Raw genomic sequence first — 18676 nt, forward strand, 5'->3', positions numbered from 1 at the left:
TATATCTATTACATACTACCAGGAAGGGATGTGAAATCATGGATGAATCCACCCTTAGACATTGGGCCAGTCTGGATACAGTACCTCCCATAACAGAAATTGAAGCATTAAAGCTGATGGATGATCAGACTGAACTCGATCAGGACATTAAAGTACGCCTTTACATCGTGCTTGCATACTATCGCATGCAGCGTCACCAAGATAAGGATCCACTTGCTGATCAGTTTATTGAGGAGGCTCGGGTCATGCAGCCTGATAACTCCTTAGTTCGTGATCTATACGAATCCATTCAGTTGTTAAGAGCTTATCGTATTTTGAAAGACACGCCCTATGAACAATGGCTGCTTCACGAAACAGACCACGATTCTACTAAAGGGAAAAAAGCCCGAGTTATGTACAATGATGTGGATGCGGTCCAACAACAATGGGATGAGGGGCTCGTTGCTAAAACTCTTATTGATGCAACTAGTCACAGACTCAAACTTTATCAGGAAGTATATGAGCACCTTTCATCTTTAAAGGCTATTCTAGCCGAGGCACTCGATTCCATTGAACATCGCCGTATCCATATCCCGGTAAAACAAGTGAATGAAAAGGCGAGAAAGCTTACTGAATATGAGGAGGAACTGTATCAACGATTGCCGTCATTTTTAACGGTATCCGTCGATGTCAATCCAATTGAATCGCTTGAGAGTATGGTAGGGTTACAAGACGTAAAAAAATATATGACGAGATACTATCAATTTTTAAAATATCAGCAGCAGCGTAGAAATTTTGGTTTTTCTATGGTGGATGACCCTGGTCTTCACATGATTATTACAGGGAATCCCGGCACAGGAAAAACTACGATAGCCCGCTTGCTGGCGAATATCTATTACGATTTGGGTATTCTTGATACGAGAGATGTAGTGGAGGTTAATCGTTCCCATCTCGTCGGTTCATACGTAGGTCAAAGTGAAGAAAACACGCTGAATTACGTTCAACAGGCAGTCGGCGGTGTGTTATTTATTGATGAAGCTTATAGTTTGAAGCGAGAGGGGCAAACGGGGAACGATTATGGTCAAGCTGTAATAGATACGCTTGTATCGGCAATGACGAGCAAGGAATATGGCGGGAAATTTGCTGTTATTCTAGCGGGATATCCTGAAGAAATGAGGCAGTTTCTCTGGTCCAACAAGGGTTTGCGCAGCAGGTTTCCTGAGCAGAATCATATTGAGCTCCCAAATTATCAAATGGACGAGCTCCTGGAAATTGCTGAATCAATCGCCCTGGAGAATGACTTCTTTTTTACCGAAAAGGCACTAAGACTATTTGAAACACTCATTGAAAAAGAGCGAGTGGATGAGTCATTCGGTAATGCGCGAACCGTGCGTAACCTTGTGTTAAAAACAATCTTCCAAAAAGGTGCCACCGAACAATTAGAGGATAAACACCATTGGCTGGATCATATGAGGATTCAAGAAAAAGATTTAAGCTTTGATGATAATCCAGACGAACTATCGACATCACCTATGGAGCGTCTGAAGTCACTGATTGGTTTAAGCAATGTAAAAGAAGAAGTGAAAAAGCTTTCAGCATTTGTCCACTCTCAACAAAAAAGAAAAGAACGCGGCTATCCAGTTGTACCGATCCAGCTCCATTCCGTGTTTTTTGGAAATCCAGGTACAGGGAAAACAACTGTTGCAGATATCTACGCACAAGTTTTAAAAGAATGCGGATTGTTAAAACGAGGACATGTCGTGGTCGCTTCAAGAAGTGATCTCGTTGCCGGCTATGTTGGTCAAACAGCCATCAAGACGAAGCGGAAAATTCGCGAAGCTTTAGGCGGTGTGCTTTTTATTGATGAAGCCTATGGATTATATAACGGCGGGCGTGATGATTTTGGCAAAGAAGCGATAGAAACGTTAGTAGACGAGATGACTCGTCATAATGAGAACCTTGTCGTTATATTAGCTGGCTACCAACAAGAGATGAAGCAATTGATTGCCAGTAATCCTGGGTTATCATCACGCTTTAAAAAATATTTATTATTTCCAGACTATGATCAACAGCAACTGCTGGACATGTTAATCTATCAAACTTCGCAGTATGGATATGATTTGTCCGAAGAAGTTGAACCATATTTATTAAATCAGTTTCAATCACATAAAATAGAAGGAAATGGTCGTTTTATCAATAATCTTGTCAATGAAGCAATTCAATATCAGGCCATCCGTTTAATGGAAGAAGAAAGCTGTGGCTGGAACACGCTCACACTAGATGATTTAACAAATGCATGGCACAACGTGCGAAGGGAGTAGTCATAAAAATGAAACAACAAAATAGGACTACAATAAAAGTTCGCTATCAGGAAACAGATATGATGGGGGTGGTGTACCACGCCAATTACTTAGTATGGTTTGAGATGGGACGAACAGCATTTATTGAAGATCTTGGTTTTAAATACCATGAAATTGAGCAGCAAGGGGTTTATTCTCCGGTAGTGGATGTGTCGATCCATTATCAAAAACCTGTCCGTTATGGTGATGATGTCCACGTGCTGACATGGGTAGAAGACTATGATGGACTTCGAATCACCTATGGGTATGAAGTGAGACACGACAGTGGAGAAGCAGCTGTAAAGGGTACAACTAAACATGTGATTGTTAAGCAGGACAGCTTCCGCCCAGTTTCTATACGCAGAAGCTTCCCCGAGTGGCACGAAGCCTATCTCCAAGCCATGGAGTCACAAGCGTAATGGCCTTTGGAGTAAAAAGACAGGAGTTGCAACAGTGGAAAAGGCAGGTCCAAAATGGTGAGATTGCTTTCTTAACTCATTACTGGATTGATGAAAGGTTTCCCGGTTGTGATACAGTAACGAAGGTTGGCTGTTCAGACCTCAATAAACTAATCGAGTGGGGCAAACAGTATAAACTGCAGAAAGAATGGATTCATCACGATCCTTCTTACCCGCATTTTGATCTATTTGGAGCTCGACAATATGCCATCTTAGCAAGTGAGAACCAATGGGAACAAATCAGGCGATTTTCGTTAGATAAAAAGTAAGACGCCGTCGCGTGACGGCGTCTATTATTTTTCATAATGAAAAGAAGGTTCATCCCATTTCTCATCTAATTGAACTTTTAATGAATGCTGATCAAAGTACCATTCGTCGTCTTTTTCAATGAAATAGTTAACATGGTTGACTTTCGCAGTGGCAAGAGGCTCTCTCATTTCATCTTCACGAATAGCCAATGAAAAGCCTGGCTGCAAACCACCCACTCCTCCATAGCGCACATAAAAGCGTATAGAAGTATCCTCATCGATATCTAATTCATCCTCATACCATTTGGCTGCATCTTCTGTTACGACTAAATTCATAAGTTCATCTCCTAATCTAAGCCTCGTATAATCTTGTCTATCCTTAAACCGAGTGAGATAAACATTCAGAATAGAACGCACGTCTTGACTTAACGTTCCGAGTCTTCTTTGCTGCGATGATTGTGGAGTGGAACTGGATCAAATCCTCCTTTATGAAAGGGGTGGCATTTTAGCAGACGCCGGATCGTCAAGTAAGTTCCTTTCAACAAACCAAATCGCCTCAGTGATTCAAGGCTGTATTCTGAACAAGTCGGTTGAAAACGGCAGGAAGGTGGTGTCAATGGGCTGATAAACTTACGGTAAAACGTAATGGGTCCAATTAGGATATACTTCATGACCTGTTACTTCGTTGTATTTTCCTGTTTTTTGTCATAACTTAACGTAGCAACGGCATCATGTAAATGAATAGATTCTTCATTGCGACAGCTTACCTCAAAAGCCTCCACAAAGCTATACTCATACAAATCAGCAGCAACAAGGCGGACAATATCTTCAACAAAGCGAGGATTCTCATAAGCCTGCTCTGTGACCATTTTCTCGTCAGGTCGTTTTAAAACGGGATGGATTCTTGCACTGGCATTGCTTTCAGCAGCTTCCAGTAAAGCAGCTTTCCAATCAGTTTGCTGTTCATCAAAGTCTTCAGTAAGCTTCACGCTCATTGATACATTGCCGCGCTGGTTATGAGCACTATACTCACTAATTTCTTTAGAGCAAGGACATAAAGTAGTAATTTTACCAGTCAGCTCAACTGTTACATCATAGCCTGTGGTTTGATCGTAGAGTACTTTGATTGTGGCATCGGCATGGTTCATTCCAGCTAAGTCAGAATAAGGACCTTTTCTTTCGAAAAACCATGGGAAAGACACCTCGACTTCTGCATCTTCCTGTTTCAAGCGCCCAGCCAGCTCTTTTGTAAACTTCTTCAATGTTTCAATATCAATGGCAAACCCTTCATTGTGGTACTTGTCGAGCTGCTCAGTAAAGCGGCTCATATTGGTTCCTTTGCTTCCTTGAGTGATCGAGGAGCCAAAGGTAAACGTTCCAATCGTCGTCTGGATTTGCGGTACGAGCTGACTCGGAATTTGAATGGGGTGTTTCACATTGGAAATGCCCACCATGTCGATGTTAAATAAGAAATCCTTTTTGGAGTTTTGTAGATCAACCATCTTCTCTTTTTGTTCAGGTTTCGTGCGGGGCCCTGGATCCACAGAGCCGAAAAGTTTATGTCGTTCCTTCTTTGAAGGGAGTTGTTTGTTTTTATTCAATTCAGTTTGATTCATAGCGATGACTCCTTTTTTGACCTTCGTTATACGTCAAAGTATACAATATGTAGCAATAATTATACAATTTATTGCTTTGTCAATGTGTGTTCATTTTACACTTTTCAGAAGAAAAAAGTCTACAACAGTTCACCTGTCATAGACTTCTTTCACATCCAAGTTATTTTTGGCTCTGTTTTGTTTATAATCCGCTTGATATTTGCCAAGTGGCGATAGATCACGAAGATTGTAAATAGTGCGATGAGAATCGTTAACCCATATTCCTGAAATAAAATAGACACGACCACTGAGACAATCCCGGTGATCATGGATGAAAGCGACACATACTTGCTAATATACAGGACGAGGAAAAAGGTTGCTAACATAATAATAAAAATAATTGGATTAATACCTAACACGACACCTCCAGAAGTGGCGACCGCTTTACCGCCTTTAAATCCTGCAAAGAGAGGATACGTATGGCCAATCACGGCAAATATTCCAATGATTAGAGTAATAACATCGGATCCCATAAAAAACGGCAAGGCTGTGGCGATCGTTCCTTTTAACATATCTGTACTGGTTACGAGCAACCCTGCTTTAATGCCTAATACCCGAAACGTATTAGTACCTCCAAGATTGCCGCTTCCGTGCTCGCGAATATCGATACCGTAGCCTATTTTACCTACAAGCAGACCTGAGGGTATTGATCCAAGCAAATAGGCTATGATGATGTAAATGGCGTACTCCATGCTGCACAACTCCTTAAGTCTTGAAAAATCGGGTAAGGGAGACTCCAGGGGTACATCCCTTTTTTATATAGTTTATCATTATATCTGGCGTGAAAGAACAACAAATTAACCGAGCCTGTAACCTGCTTTTATTTTCTTTACAACGTACATCCTTTATGATTAATCTAGAAAGGATCGTATGAATATGAATCGCAGGAAAAAAGTATGGCTTTGGGTTTTTGTTGGATGTTTGCTTCTGCTCGGCGCAATTATATGGTTATATCCATTCCCATCGAACGAAAAGATTGAGTTTTCTTCCTATGAACACCCGTTGTTTTATGAAGGAAAGTCGGAATTTCATGGGATGATGAAAGATGAGCGCCTTTACATACCTATTGAATATGTACGTCAGGCTTTGGATAAACCTGTCGTTTATGATCAGAACAGTAATTCTATCATCGTTACTACGGCAGAGAATGTTTATCAAATTAACATGGGCGAGCCTTTTTATATAAAGAATGATAGATTGATAGACCTTTTTTATCATCCTGTCCTCGAAACAGAGGGAAGTCGATGGATCGCTGCGGAATTTCTTCAAACTATATATGCTTTATCAATTAAAACGTATCCAAATGGTGCTGTCCATACCTTTTCGCAAGGGTTTGAAAAGAAAAAAGCAAAGGTTAAGTCAGACTCAGAAGAGTATGAGCTTAATGTCAGAAGTGAACCGACTGTAACGTCATCCTATTATACCAGTCTGCAAGGATTAGACAAGGTCACCGTTCTTAAAAAGAAGCAGGATTTCTATCTTATTGTGACTCCTTCCGGCTATACAGGGTATGTTCCCAAAAGTTCTCTCGAGATTAAAGGTACATTCACTGTACAAACCCAGAAAGAACGAGAAAAAAGAGAAGTGCCAGGTGAAGTCATCCAGCCTATTCATCTTGCCTGGGACGGGATTTATACCGAGCAAGCAAATCCAGACGAGCTCCCAAATCGACCTGGGATTACTGTGCTTTCTCCTACTTGGTTCACCCTTGTTAATGACAAAGGTGAGATTCACAGTCGTGCCTCAGCTTCCTATGTACAATCCGCCCATTCAAACGGAAATCAAGTATGGGCACTTTTTTCGAATGGCTTTGATCCTGAATTAACTTCTAAAGTATTGCCTACTTATCAGAAGAGGACAAAGATGATACATCAGCTATTACGATTCGCAGAAAAGTATAACCTGGATGGAATCAACCTGGATTTTGAAAATGTCTTTCAGGAAGACGGCAAATGGTTTACACAATTTGTGAGAGAACTTACACCTAGGGCCCATAATCAAGGGTTGGTTATCTCGGTAGATGTCTCATTTATTTCTAACAGTTCTCAGTGGTCGGAATTTTATGAGCGGGCTGAATTGGCGGAAGTTGCTGACTACTTAATCGTAATGGCTTACGACCAGCACTGGGCTACTTCGCCGCAAGCAGGCAGTGTAGCTAGTCTTCAATGGGTGGAGCAGAATTTGCAAGAATTGCTTGAGATTGTCCCGAAAGAACACCTTCTATTAGGGATTCCTTTATACACCCGGTTATGGGAGGAAAACAATGGGGAGGTAAGTTCTACTGCATTAACAATGGAAGAGGCCGAACGCTGGGTGGAAGATAAAGGATTAACACCTGAGTTAGCTGAGTCAACGGGCCAGGAATATGTGCAGACGACAATCGATGGTACGACCTATAAAATGTGGCTTGAAAATGAAATATCTTTAAAGAAACGGATAAATCTGATGGAAAAATACAAGTTAGCAGGAATTGCCTCATGGAGTATTTCCTTTGCTGATCGAGAGGCATGGGAATTTATAAATGAGCAACTATACGAAGAGTAAGGCTGATTCATATCGCGAAAATCCTCGAAATGTTTCAGTTTATGGAAATGTGGGAAGATATAGTTGATGTTTTATAAAGAAAAGAGGGGGAAGGTCATGATTACGTTTAAGGATGTGACGAAAACATATCCTGATGGCACCACAGCCATTAAATCTATCCAACTAGAAGTACAAGAAGGAGAATTATTAGTCCTAATTGGTCCAAGCGGATGTGGTAAAACAACGACGATGAAAATGGTCAATCGCTTAATAGAACCTACAGAAGGATCCATTCACATACATAATCAGGATATTAGGGAGTATAGTATTCATGAGCTCCGCTGGAATATTGGTTATGTACTGCAAGAGATTGCTCTGTTTCCGCATATGACGATTGAGGAGAATATTTCCGTCGTTCCTGAAATGAAGAAATGGAAGAAGAAAGATTTATCAGGTCGAATAGATGAGTTGCTTAATATGGTAGGCTTAGATCCTGCTATTTATCGAAAACGTAAACCGAGTGAACTTTCCGGTGGACAACAGCAGCGCGTCGGCGTGTTACGTGCTCTAGCAGCGGATCCTGACATCATTTTGATGGACGAGCCGTTTAGTGCGCTCGATCCGATCAGCAGGGAACAGCTGCAGAAAGACATAAGACAATTGCAGCAGGAGATTAAGAAAACAATTATTTTTGTCACCCATGATATCGACGAAGCAATGGCGATCGGGGATCGTGTTTGTTTAATGAAGGAAGGCGAGATCGTTCAGCTTGACCAGCCTCAGAACTTAATTTTACACCCTGCTAACTCCTTTGTTGAGAACTTTATAGGTGAGAAAAAGTCCCCCTGGCAAACGGCTGTTGATGTCATCATGGATCAAACAGAGCCGCAGGTTTATACTGCAGACGACATTGCTGCGGGAAATATTCCGCAAGAAGGAACCTTTGCCATAAAGTCTGACAATGGCCAGTTTACGTTTGGGCTCCATAATGGAGAAAAGGTAGATCTGCCATCGCTAAGCCACGATATGTCGCTGCGCGAGGCAACCCAAGTTTTTGAAGATGTAGATTACCCGCTTCTCCCTGTAGTTCAAAACGGAAAGTTAATTGGAACACTCTCCTATAAAGATATAGTGCGTCACCTAAAGCAGCAAACAAAGACAGATAACGGGGTGATCCGCACATGAATACATTTATCGAAGTGTTCCAGCAAAGACAAGATGTTTTCTTTGATAAAATTTGGGAGCATTTGCAGATTTCCATTATTGCCCTTGTCATTGCTACTTTAATTTCGGTCCCGCTTGGCCTGTTGTTAACAAGAAATCAACGTGTTGCCGAGCCAATTATAGGGGTAACAGCTATCATGCAGACAATACCGAGCCTGGCTGTGCTCGCTTTTCTTATTCCATTTTTCGGAATAGGTAAAACACCTGCTATCATTGCTTTGACAGCATATGGCCTGTTACCAATCTTAAGAAATACGTACACCGGTATTAAAGAGGTTAGTCCAGCCTTGAAAGAAGCCGCTACAGGGATGGGAATGAGTTCGTTTAGACGGCTGTCAAAAGTTGAACTTCCGTTAGCTATGCCGGTAATTATGGCCGGAATTCGGACATCAATGGTATTAATTGTCGGGACAACGACGATCGCGGCGCTCATCGGTGCTGGAGGATTAGGGGATTTGATTCTGCTCGGTCTTGACCGCGGCGGTGATATCAACTTAATTTTATTAGGAGCGATTCCAGCAGCGTTACTTGCTATCATATTGGATTTGATTCTGCGTTTATTTGAACGAACATCCGCGAAGTCAGGCTTCAGGTCGCTTGTAAGTCTGCTTGTGATTGCAGCGTTAATTGCCGTTGGTCCTTTAGCCTTTGGCGGTAAAGTACAGAACGACCTTGTCATCGGTGGAAAGATCGGTTCTGAACCTGCTATCTTAGCTAATATGTATAAATTATTAATTGAAGAAGAGACAGATTTAAATGTTGGGTTACAGACGAATTTAGGGAAAACGAATTTGGTCTTTAGTGCCTTGCAAGAAGGAAGTATTGATATTTATCCTGAATTTACCGGAACAGCGCTTGTTACTTTGTTAGGACAACAAGCACAAAGTAATGAACCTAATGAAGTCTATCAGCAGGCTAAGCAGGGAATGGCTGAAGAATTTAACATGGCTTATTTGAAACCCATGCAATTTAATAACACCTATGCAGTCGCTACAACTCAGGAATTGGCTGAACGTTATAACCTTGAAACTATAGGTGATCTTAAACGTATTGAAGAGCAGATCAGCGCTGGCTTTACTCTCGAATTTAAGGATAGAGAGGATGGTTATCAAGGAATGAAGGAAGTTTATAACCTTAATTTTGGAGAAGTGATTACGATGGATCCAGGGTTAAGACAGGGAGCCATTTCCAGCGGAGAAGTAGACATTATCGATGCTTATGCTACAGCAGGATATATGATCGAGCTAAACTTAAAGGTCTTAGATGATCCTAAGCATTTATTCCCGCCATATCAAGGTGCTCCTTTAATGAGGCAGGAAACTCTCGATCAATATCCACAGCTTGCTGATGTTTTGAATCAGTTAGCTGGCAAGATTACCGGTGATCAGATGCGCCAAATGAACTATGAAGTAAGCTTTGAAGATCGTGACCCGGAAAAAGTGGCACGTGAATACCTTATCAGTGAAGGACTGTTGGAAGAATAAGGAGGGTCAATCATGGTTACAAATCCAGATCAAGAACAGATTCGAAACCTGTTGCAGGAGTCCAAAACGATCGCAGTTGTTGGATTATCAGATAAAGCCCACCGCACGTCTTATCAGGTTAGTGAAGCCATGCAGCGTGCTGGGTATAAGATCATACCCGTGAATCCTACTATAGAGAATTCTCTAGGGGAAAAAGCCTACCAGCAACTAAGTGATGTAGAAGAACCAATTGATATTGTCAATGTGTTCAGAAGATCTGAATTCCTTCCAGGGATTGCAAAGGAAGCAGCTCAAATGGATATTAAAGCTTTATGGGCTCAACAAGGGGTTATTCATCAGGAAGCTTATGAAATCCTTGAAGATCATCATGGCATGGTCATCATGGATATGTGTATTAAAGTAGCTCATTCAATTTTAGCCGGCAAATGAAAATTTTTAGGAAAATCCCTGCTGTAGCAGGGATTTTTTGCGCGATTTTTGATAAATTTATTTGCGTCTTAGAATAAAACCGCTACAATATAACAAGTGATGTATTTATAAAGGTGTGCAAAAAGTTCTTGTGACGGTACAAAACGTAACGTTCTAAGAAGACCTTTTCATACGGCAGCTTGTTGAACTTGATGCATATAGCGTTTACACATGAGAACATTTGTTCTATTATAGATTTAGATTGTGTCGTTTTTAGAAAGGAGCCGATGGGAAATTGTCGAAGCAAAATCAAACTTATTCAGATGATTCCATACAAGTATTAGAAGGGTTGGAGGCTGTCCGGAAGCGGCCGGGGATGTACATTGGGTCAACGGATCAGCGGGGTCTTCACCATTTAGTTTTTGAAATCGTAGACAATGCTGTGGATGAAGCTTTAGCTGGGTTCGGTCAGCAAATGTCCGTCGTTCTTCATAAAGACGGGAGCGTGTCGGTTAAAGATGAAGCTCGTGGTATGCCTACTGGTATGCACAAGACGGGGAAACCTACACCTGAGGTTATTCTGACTGTACTGCACGCAGGCGGCAAGTTTGGTCAAGCTGGATATAAATCAAGCGGAGGCTTACACGGTGTCGGTGCTTCCGTTGTAAATGCTTTATCGCAATGGCTGGAAGTGTCTATTTGCCGTGATGGAGAGAAGTATTATCAGCGATTTGAACGTGGCGGGATTCCTGTTACGACCCTTGAACATAAGGGGAAAACACGAAAAACAGGTACGACCATTCGGTTTAAGCCGGATGAAACGATTTTTTCGGTGAAGAAATTTAACTTTGAAACCCTCTCCGAACGCCTGCGGGAAGCGGCTTTTTTGTTAAAAGGCTTTCGGATTAATTTAGAGGATGAACGTGAAGGGATAAAAGAGTCCTATCAATATGATGATGGGATCGAATCGTTTGTAGCTTATTTGAACGAAGAAAAAGATACACTTCATCCGATTGTTTCTTTTGAAGGAAAACATTCAGAGATTGAAGTGGACTTTGCTTTTCAATTCAATGATGGTTTTGCCGAAAGTATTCTTTCCTTTGTCAATAATGTCCGCACAAAGGATGGCGGTACACACGAATCAGGTTCGAAATCTGCGATCACTCGTGTATTTAATGACTACGCGAGAAGGGCCCAGCTGTTGAAAGAGAAGGATAAAAATTTAGAAGGAAACGATATACGTGAAGGATTCACAGCTATCATATCGGTTAGAATTCCTGAAGCCCTCCTCCAGTTTGAAGGCCAGACAAAGAGTAAGCTGGGGACATCAGAAGCCCGGTCTTCCGTAGATGCAGTTGTTGCAGAGCAGCTTTCATACTTTCTAGAGGAAAATCCAGATGTTGCTTCGATGCTTATTAAAAAAGCGATCAGGGCTAAAGAGGCCAGAGAAGCAGCAAGAAAAGCAAGGGAAGATGCGAGATCAGGGAAGAAACGGAAGCGAAAAGATGCTTTGTTAAGTGGCAAGCTGACTCCTGCCCAATCCAAAAATGCAGCGAAAAATGAATTATACCTCGTTGAGGGTGATTCGGCCGGTGGGTCAGCGAAGCAAGGCCGGGACCGTAAATTCCAAGCGGTACTCCCGTTACGAGGTAAGGTTATCAATACAGAAAAAGCTAAGATCGCGGATATTTTTAAAAATGAAGAAATCTCAACGATTATTAATACCATCGGCGCTGGTGTCGGCGGTGATTTTACGTTAGAGGATTGTAATTATGATAAAATTGTCATTATGACAGATGCAGATACGGATGGTGCCCATATCCAGGTGCTGTTATTAACTTTCTTTTACCGGTATATGCGTCCTTTAGTAGAAGCGGGTAAGATATTTATTGCTCTTCCGCCTCTATTCAAGGTGTCAAAAGGGAAAGGGAAGAAAGAAAAAACCGAATATGCCTGGGATGAGAGCGGCATGCAGAAGCTGATGAAAGAGTTTAAAAATGGTTATACGATTCAACGATATAAAGGTTTAGGTGAGATGAACGCTGGTCAGCTGTGGGAAACGACGATGAATCCGGAAACGAGAACATTGATTCGAGTTACGATCGATGATCTCGCTCGGGTAGAGCGTCGGGTCACAACGCTGATGGGGGATAAGGTAGAACCTCGCCGTAAATGGATTGAATCCCACGTTGCTTTTGGTCTAGAAGACGAAGCAAACATTCTAGAAAACGATAAAATCCAGACATAAAAGGGGGATTTTCTGTTGGCTGAGGCAGAAAAATTTTTAGATTTACCATTAGAAGAAGTATTAGGCGACCGTTTTGGACGCTACAGTAAGTATATTATTCAAGAACGCGCACTTCCTGATGCCCGCGATGGATTAAAGCCGGTTCAACGCCGAATTTTATACGCGATGCACCAAGAAAAGAATACACATGATAAGGCTTATCGGAAGTCAGCAAAAACCGTCGGTACAGTAATCGGGAACTATCATCCGCACGGAGACTCATCTGTTTATGAGGCAATGGTTCGTCTGAGTCAGGAATGGAAAGTGCGTAAATCGTTAATTGAAATGCATGGGAATAACGGAAGCGTGGATGGAGATCCACCCGCTGCCATGCGTTACACGGAGGCAAGGTTATCAAGTATATCTTCAGAACTACTTAGAGATATTGAAAAAGACACGGTGGAACACATCCCAAACTTCGATGATACCATTCAAGAGCCGACTGTATTACCGGCTAAGTTTCCTAATTTGCTTGTCAACGGTTCTACAGGTATCTCGGCCGGTTACGCCACTGAAATCCCACCCCATAACCTTGGGGAAGTTATTGATGCTGTGATCATGAAGATTGATAGACCTGATGCTGGTTTGGATGCGTTAATGACAAAGCTAAAGGGACCTGATTTTCCTACGGGTGGAACCATTCAAGGGATCGAAGGCTTAAGGAAAGCTTACGAGACTGGAAAGGGAAAAATTGTCCTGCGTGGCCGTGCAGCTATCCAGACTGTGCGCGGTGGCCGTGAGCAAATTGTTATTGATGAAATCCCTTATGAAGTAAATAAAGCTACGCTAGTGAAGAGGATGGATGAGCTTCGCATTGATCGAAAAGTAGAAGGTATTTCTGAAGTGCGTGATGAAACAGATCGTACAGGTATGAGAATCGTTATTGAGCTTAAGAAAGATGCCAACAGTGAAGGGGTTCTCAATTACCTGTATAAGCATACAGATTTGCAAATCACCTACAATTTTAATATGGTAGCTATTCATGATCGCACACCTAAATTGATGAGCTTACCGCTGATGTTAGATGCTTACATTCAGCATCAGCGCGAAGTCGTGACACGTCAATCTTTGTATGATTTGAATAAGGCAAAGCGACGCGCCCATATAGTGGAAGGCCTCATCAAAGCAATTTCGATTCTGGATGACGTCATTGCCACGATTCGAAGTTCAAATGACAAACAAGATGCGAAAAAGCGATTGATGGCAGCCTATGATTTTACAGAAGAACAAGCTGAAGCTATCGTAACTTTGCAGCTTTACCGCTTAACGAATACAGACATAACAGAACTGCAAAAAGAAGCGGAGGAGCTTCGAAACCAAATCAGTTATTTAGAGAAATTGTTAGCGAGTGAACATGAACTTTTTAAAGTAATCAAAGCAGACCTGCGAGCTATGAAGAAACAGTATAATGATAACCGCTTGACACAAATTGAAGAAAAGATACAAGAATTGAAGGTTGATCTTGAGGTAACTGTAGCAAGTGAAGATGTACTTGTTTCTGTTACAAAAGACGGCTATATTAAGCGGACAAGCTTACGATCTTATGCTGCCTCAAACGGCAAAGACTTTGCTATTAAGGATGGAGATCATATACTCAGATTGTCTGAAGTTAACACGACAGATAATTTGCTGCTGTTTACAAATCTCGGGAAATATTTATTTATACCTGTGCACAAGCTTCCAGACATTCGCTGGAAGGATCTCGGACAGCATATCGCGAATCTCGTTTCGATTGAGAAAGAAGAATATATTGTAGAGGCACTGCCAATCAGGGAATTTAAAGAAAGCGAATACTTGATCTTCTTTACTAAAAATGGAATGGTCAAGAAGAGTGAGCTAAGTTTATATCAAGCCCAGCGTCATTCCAAGCCATTGGTTGCCGTTAACTTAAAAGGAGCAGATGAAGTTGTAGATGTTCATGTCACTTCAGGGGATGCTCATTTGTTCATCGCTTCAAACAAGGCCTATGGACTCTGGTACCATGAGGAAGAAGTAAACGCAGTCGGACAGCGGGCAGCAGGTGTGAAAGCGATTCAGCTTAAAGAAGGCGAACACGTAGTTTCTGGACAAGCGTTTGACGCTGCGCAAGACCCGTCTGTCGTCATCACCACCCATCGAGCTGCAGTCAAACGAATGCGACTGAAGGAATTTGAGCAAACCACAAGAGCAAAACGTGGCGTCATCATGTTAAGGGAGCTTAAAAAAAATCCGCATCGACTTATCGATTTACATGTCGTTTCAGCTCAGGATAAACTCGTTATAAAAACAGAAAATGAAATATTGGTTACAGTAAATCCTATGGACTTTAAGGCCAATGATCGTTACAGCAATGGATCGTATGTGTTAGACACGGAACAAAACGGTCAAGTAACAGAGGCCTGGATTCAGCCAGAATATGAAAGTCCTTTTGCTACTGAAGACGAAAAGTAGCGGCCAGCCCTTCTCTAGCGGAGAAGGGTTTTTTATATTTCCGGATTTTTGAAGTTTTTATAATATTGTTTTTTCTGAAAAATATGATAAACTGAATGTATATTCACAAATGAGGGGATGGTGTATGGCTAAATTACGGGATACAATCATAGAAACGTCTCTCATTTTATTTGAGCAAAATGGCTTCCATGGTGTAACAGTCAATCAAATTGTAAACGCGTCCCTTACGTCAAAGGGAGGATTTTATCACCATTTCAAGTCTAAGGACGAACTTCTTTTTGTTATCCATGACACTTTTATTACATACGTTCTGAAAGAAGCAAAAGCAGCCAACCAAACACATGCTTCACCTGTTGACAAGATACAATCGATCGTTCGGGCTTTCGTAAAAGTATTTGACTTATATAAGCCGCATATTTCTGTTTTTTATCAGGAAAATCTTTATTTAAAGCCGAAATATGAAGATCAAATCAAGCAGAAGCGCGATCAATTTAAGCAAATGGTGCTGCGGGTGATAGAAGAAGGACAGCAGCTCGGTTATTTTCGTAAAGAATTACCAGCGATTATTACCAGCATGGCAATTTTAGGAATGGTGAACTGGATTTACAAGTGGTATAAGGAAGATGGTGATTACAGCATTGAGCAGATTGCCGATGTTTATGTGGATATAATTCTTCACGCATTGCTGCCTGCTGCAGAGGAGGAAGAGTATCGACAAACCATGTTACAAGTTCCTTTTTTTTACTCTATAAAGTAAACGCTTACAAGATTATTTTTTTGGCTAATACAGACCAACTGGTCGGTCTTTCACATTAAGGAGGAGCATTATGAATTTCGAATTAACGAAAGAACAAGAAATGACGAGGAAAATGGTCAGAGATTTCGCCGATGGGGTAATTCGTCCGCGAGCAATCGAAATTGATGTGAATGCAGAGTTTCCCAAGGACATTTTTGATGAAATGGGCAAACTCGGGCTGCTTGGTATTCCTTTCCCGGAGGAATATGGCGGATCCGGAGGGGATACTGTGTCATATGCCCTGGCTGTCGAGGAGATCGGCAAGGTCTGTGGCTCGACGGGACTAAGTTATGCAGCAGCTGTATCGCTAGGCGCGAGTCCGCTGTATTATTTCGGGACGGAACAACAAAAGCAACAATACTTAACGCCCCTGGCTAAAGGGGAAACACTTGGCTCCTTCGGCTTAACCGAACCTAACGCTGGATCTGATGCTGGGGGGACAAAAACACGTGCAGTTCTAGAAGGTGATCAGTATGTCATCAACGGAGAGAAATGCTGGATTACAAACGCTAAGTATGCGGACACCATTACAGTGACAGCTGTTTCCGGAAAAAGGGAAGACGGAAGAAATATTATTTCCGCTTTTATTATTCCGAGGGATACACCGGGCATGAAGATTTCCAGCCCCTATGAAAAGATGGGCGTTCGCGGCTCTAACACATGTGAAATTATTCTTGAAGATGTCAAAGTGCCGAAAGAAAATATTCTTGGGGACCCTCAGGGTGGTTTTAAACAATTTCTGCATACTCTTGACGGTGGGAGAATTTCCATTGCTGCCCTAGCAGTGGGAATTGCGCAAGCTTCACTAGATAAAGCACTAGCTTACGCAAAAGAAAGAAAACAGTTTGGAAAGCCAATTTCTGATTTTCAAGCCATTCAGTTTAAATTATCTGATATGGCAATGGAAGTGGAACTTGCTCGAAATATGGTGTTAAAGTCAGCCTGGCTTAAGGATCAAAAGAAATCGTTTACAAAAGAGTCGGCCTATGCCAAGCTATTTGCATCGGAAACAGCCTTCCGTTCTGCCAACCAGGCGATCCAAATTCACGGAGGATACGGGTATATGCGTGAGTATGAGGTGGAGAGATATTTAAGGGATGCCAAACTGCTTGAAATCGGGGAAGGTACATCTGAAATCCAACGCTTGGTTATTGCTCGTCAGTTAGGCTGTTAATATTTTTGAGGAGGTTATTCCATGTCGTCCCTTTTACAAATGACTGTAGGTGAAGTGGTAGAAAAACAGGCGGAAATGTATCCGGACTATGAAGCGATGGTATATCCGGAGTTAAATCTAAGGAAAACGTATCGGGAATTTAATGATATGGCAGATAACGCTGCTAAAGGTTTGATGGCTCTAGGAATAGAGAAAGGGGAACACCTGGCTATTTGGTCAGATAATAAACCTGAATGGCTCGTCACTCAATTTGCTACGGGAAAAATGGGTGCTGTACTTGTAACCGTGAATACAAATTATCGAGCTCAGGAACTCGAGTATCTGCTGAAACAGTCTGATGCCACTACGCTCATTCTGGCGGAAGAATTTAAAGGAACATCCTATGTCGATATTTTAAAAGAAATCTGTCCGGAACTGGATTCCTCCATAAAAGGTGATCTGCAGAGCGACCGGCTGCCATATTTGAAAAATATTATCGTGCTGGGTGATAAAGAGTATCCGGGTTGCTTTTCCTGGCAAGATATTATTGATATGGGCCGTTCTATCTCCTCCGAACAATTGGACAAGCGAAAGGAATCTTTATCCTATAAAGATGTTATTAATATGCAATATACTTCAGGAACGACGGGATTCCCTAAAGGGGTTATGCTCAGCCATTACAACATCGTCAATAATGGTAACCAAGTCGCTGATTCTATGAAACTTACAGAGAATGACCGGCTCTGTATTCCGGTTCCTTTCTTCCATTGTTTCGGCTGTGTTCTGGGCACAATGGCAGCTGTTTCAAAGGGTGCAACGATGGTAATTTTAGAACAGTTCAATGCAGAAAAGGTATTAAAAGCTGTCAAGGAAGAGCGTTGTACAGGGCTTCATGGAGTGCCGACTATGTTCATTGCTGAATTAAATGATCCTAGTTTTGAAAAGTACCAACCCGACACGTTGAGAACTGGGATTATGGCAGGGTCCACATGTCCGATGGAAGTTATGAAAAACGTAATGAATAAAATGGGTGCAGAAGAAATCACCATTGCATACGGGCAGACAGAATCATCGCCTGTCATTACTCAGACACGGACGGACGATTCGGTTGAACGCAAAGTAGGTACAGTCGGGCGAGTTCATCCAAATGTGGAGATAAAAGTAGTCGACCCAGCTACTGGGGAGGAAATGGAGCAAGGAATACCTGGAGAATTGTGTACGCGAGGGTACCTAGTGATGGAAGGGTATTACAAAAATGAGGAAGCAACTGCTGCAGCAATCGATCAGGATGGCTGGCTTCATACGGGGGATATTGCCGTGATGGATGCGGAAGGTTACGTGCAAATCACCGGCAGAATGAAAGATATGATCATTCGTGGTGGTGAAAATATCTACCCACGTGAAATAGAAGAGTTTTTATATCAGTATCCAGATGTTCTTGATGTTCAGGTCATTGGCGTTCCTGATCAAAAGTATGGTGAGGAAATCATGGCGTTTATCATTACGAAAGACGGGGCTGAAACGAGCGAACAGGACATCCGGACATTCTGCGATGGACAAATTTCAAAACATAAAATTCCAAAATATATCCGGTTTACAGATGAATACCCGATGACAGCCAGTGGCAAAATTCAAAAGTTCAAGCTGAGAGAAGATGCACTGGATTTTATTAATTCTCATTCATAGGAGGGA

The 18676-nt window shown here is 41.9% G+C and carries 16 protein-coding genes; 12 read left to right on the top strand and 4 right to left on the bottom strand.

Annotated features, from left to right (window positions below; translation table 11 throughout):
- The first annotated feature begins 38 nt into the window (after positions 1-38).
- From B5354_RS17095 to B5354_RS17105, 3 genes are read left to right on the top strand one after another with little or no spacing between them, the layout of a single operon-like run.
- A complete protein-coding gene (locus B5354_RS17095) occupies positions 39-2300 on the top strand; it encodes an AAA family ATPase (protein ID WP_079530004.1) in 2262 nt (753 codons plus the stop codon).
- An 8-nt stretch (positions 2301-2308) separates the two neighbouring features.
- Positions 2309-2737 carry an acyl-CoA thioesterase gene (locus B5354_RS17100; RefSeq protein ID WP_079530005.1) on the top strand — a complete coding sequence of 143 codons (429 nt, stop codon included), beginning with the start codon at positions 2309-2311 and terminating at the stop codon, positions 2735-2737.
- Positions 2737-3045, top strand: a complete 309-nt coding sequence (locus B5354_RS17105) for a hypothetical protein (protein WP_079530006.1) — start codon at positions 2737-2739, stop codon at positions 3043-3045. The genes B5354_RS17100 and B5354_RS17105 overlap by 1 nt, the downstream gene beginning before the upstream one ends.
- 24 nt (positions 3046-3069) lie before the next feature.
- Here B5354_RS17105 and B5354_RS17110 read toward each other — a convergent pair whose 3' ends face one another.
- From B5354_RS17110 to plsY, 4 genes are all read right to left on the bottom strand, one after another.
- Entirely contained in the window at positions 3070-3360 is a 291-nt protein-coding gene (locus B5354_RS17110) for a HesB/YadR/YfhF family protein (RefSeq protein WP_079530007.1), read from the bottom strand.
- Positions 3361-3449: 89 nt separating this feature from the next.
- Positions 3450-3695 carry a membrane protein insertion efficiency factor YidD gene (gene yidD, locus B5354_RS17115; protein WP_079530008.1) on the bottom strand — a complete coding sequence of 82 codons (246 nt, stop codon included), beginning with the start codon at positions 3693-3695 and terminating at the stop codon, positions 3450-3452.
- A 6-nt stretch (positions 3696-3701) separates the two neighbouring features.
- Positions 3702-4640: a GTP cyclohydrolase FolE2 gene (gene folE2 / locus B5354_RS17120; RefSeq protein ID WP_079530009.1), complete on the bottom strand. Its 939-nt coding sequence runs from the start codon at positions 4638-4640 to the stop codon at positions 3702-3704.
- A gap of 149 nt (positions 4641-4789) precedes the next feature.
- Entirely contained in the window at positions 4790-5371 is a 582-nt protein-coding gene (plsY, locus tag B5354_RS17125) for a glycerol-3-phosphate 1-O-acyltransferase PlsY (protein WP_079530010.1), read from the bottom strand.
- Positions 5372-5555: 184 nt separating this feature from the next.
- Here plsY and B5354_RS17130 point away from each other — a divergent pair, with 184 nt between their 5' ends.
- The 9 genes from B5354_RS17130 to B5354_RS17170 all read left to right on the top strand — a co-directional run bounded on the left by B5354_RS17130 (position 5556) and on the right by B5354_RS17170 (position 18670).
- Positions 5556-7223 carry a glycosyl hydrolase family 18 protein gene (locus B5354_RS17130; RefSeq protein WP_176142525.1) on the top strand — a complete coding sequence of 556 codons (1668 nt, stop codon included), beginning with the start codon at positions 5556-5558 and terminating at the stop codon, positions 7221-7223.
- 96 nt (positions 7224-7319) lie between these two features.
- The gene (locus B5354_RS17135; RefSeq protein ID WP_079530012.1) at positions 7320-8387 is read left to right on the top strand and encodes an ABC transporter ATP-binding protein; all 1068 of its coding nucleotides are present in this window, start codon (positions 7320-7322) and stop codon (positions 8385-8387) included.
- Positions 8384-9910 (top strand): ABC transporter permease/substrate-binding protein, encoded by a 1527-nt coding sequence (locus tag B5354_RS17140; protein ID WP_079530013.1) that lies wholly within the window; start codon positions 8384-8386, stop codon positions 9908-9910. The genes B5354_RS17135 and B5354_RS17140 overlap by 4 nt, the downstream gene beginning before the upstream one ends.
- A 12-nt stretch (positions 9911-9922) precedes the next feature.
- On the top strand, positions 9923-10339 hold the full coding sequence (locus B5354_RS17145) for a CoA-binding protein (RefSeq protein WP_079530014.1): 417 nt from the start codon (positions 9923-9925) through the stop codon (positions 10337-10339).
- A 274-nt stretch (positions 10340-10613) separates the two neighbouring features.
- Positions 10614-12566 (top strand): DNA topoisomerase IV subunit B, encoded by a 1953-nt coding sequence (parE, locus tag B5354_RS17150; RefSeq protein ID WP_079530015.1) that lies wholly within the window; start codon positions 10614-10616, stop codon positions 12564-12566.
- Positions 12567-12581: 15 nt separating this feature from the next.
- Positions 12582-15035 carry a DNA topoisomerase IV subunit A gene (gene parC, locus B5354_RS17155; protein WP_079530016.1) on the top strand — a complete coding sequence of 818 codons (2454 nt, stop codon included), beginning with the start codon at positions 12582-12584 and terminating at the stop codon, positions 15033-15035.
- A 124-nt stretch (positions 15036-15159) separates the two neighbouring features.
- Positions 15160-15792, top strand: coding sequence for a TetR/AcrR family transcriptional regulator (locus B5354_RS17160; RefSeq protein WP_079530017.1), 633 nt, complete (start codon positions 15160-15162; stop codon positions 15790-15792).
- A gap of 70 nt (positions 15793-15862) precedes the next feature.
- On the top strand, positions 15863-17005 hold the full coding sequence (locus B5354_RS17165; protein ID WP_079530018.1) for an acyl-CoA dehydrogenase: 1143 nt from the start codon (positions 15863-15865) through the stop codon (positions 17003-17005).
- Positions 17006-17026: 21 nt separating this feature from the next.
- Positions 17027-18670, top strand: a complete 1644-nt coding sequence (locus B5354_RS17170) for an AMP-binding protein (protein WP_079530019.1) — start codon at positions 17027-17029, stop codon at positions 18668-18670.
- Positions 18671-18676: the final 6 nt, after the last annotated feature.

The organism is Halobacillus hunanensis (assembly GCF_900166655.1).
Lineage (GTDB): Bacteria > Bacillota > Bacilli > Bacillales > Halobacillaceae > Halobacillus_A > Halobacillus_A hunanensis.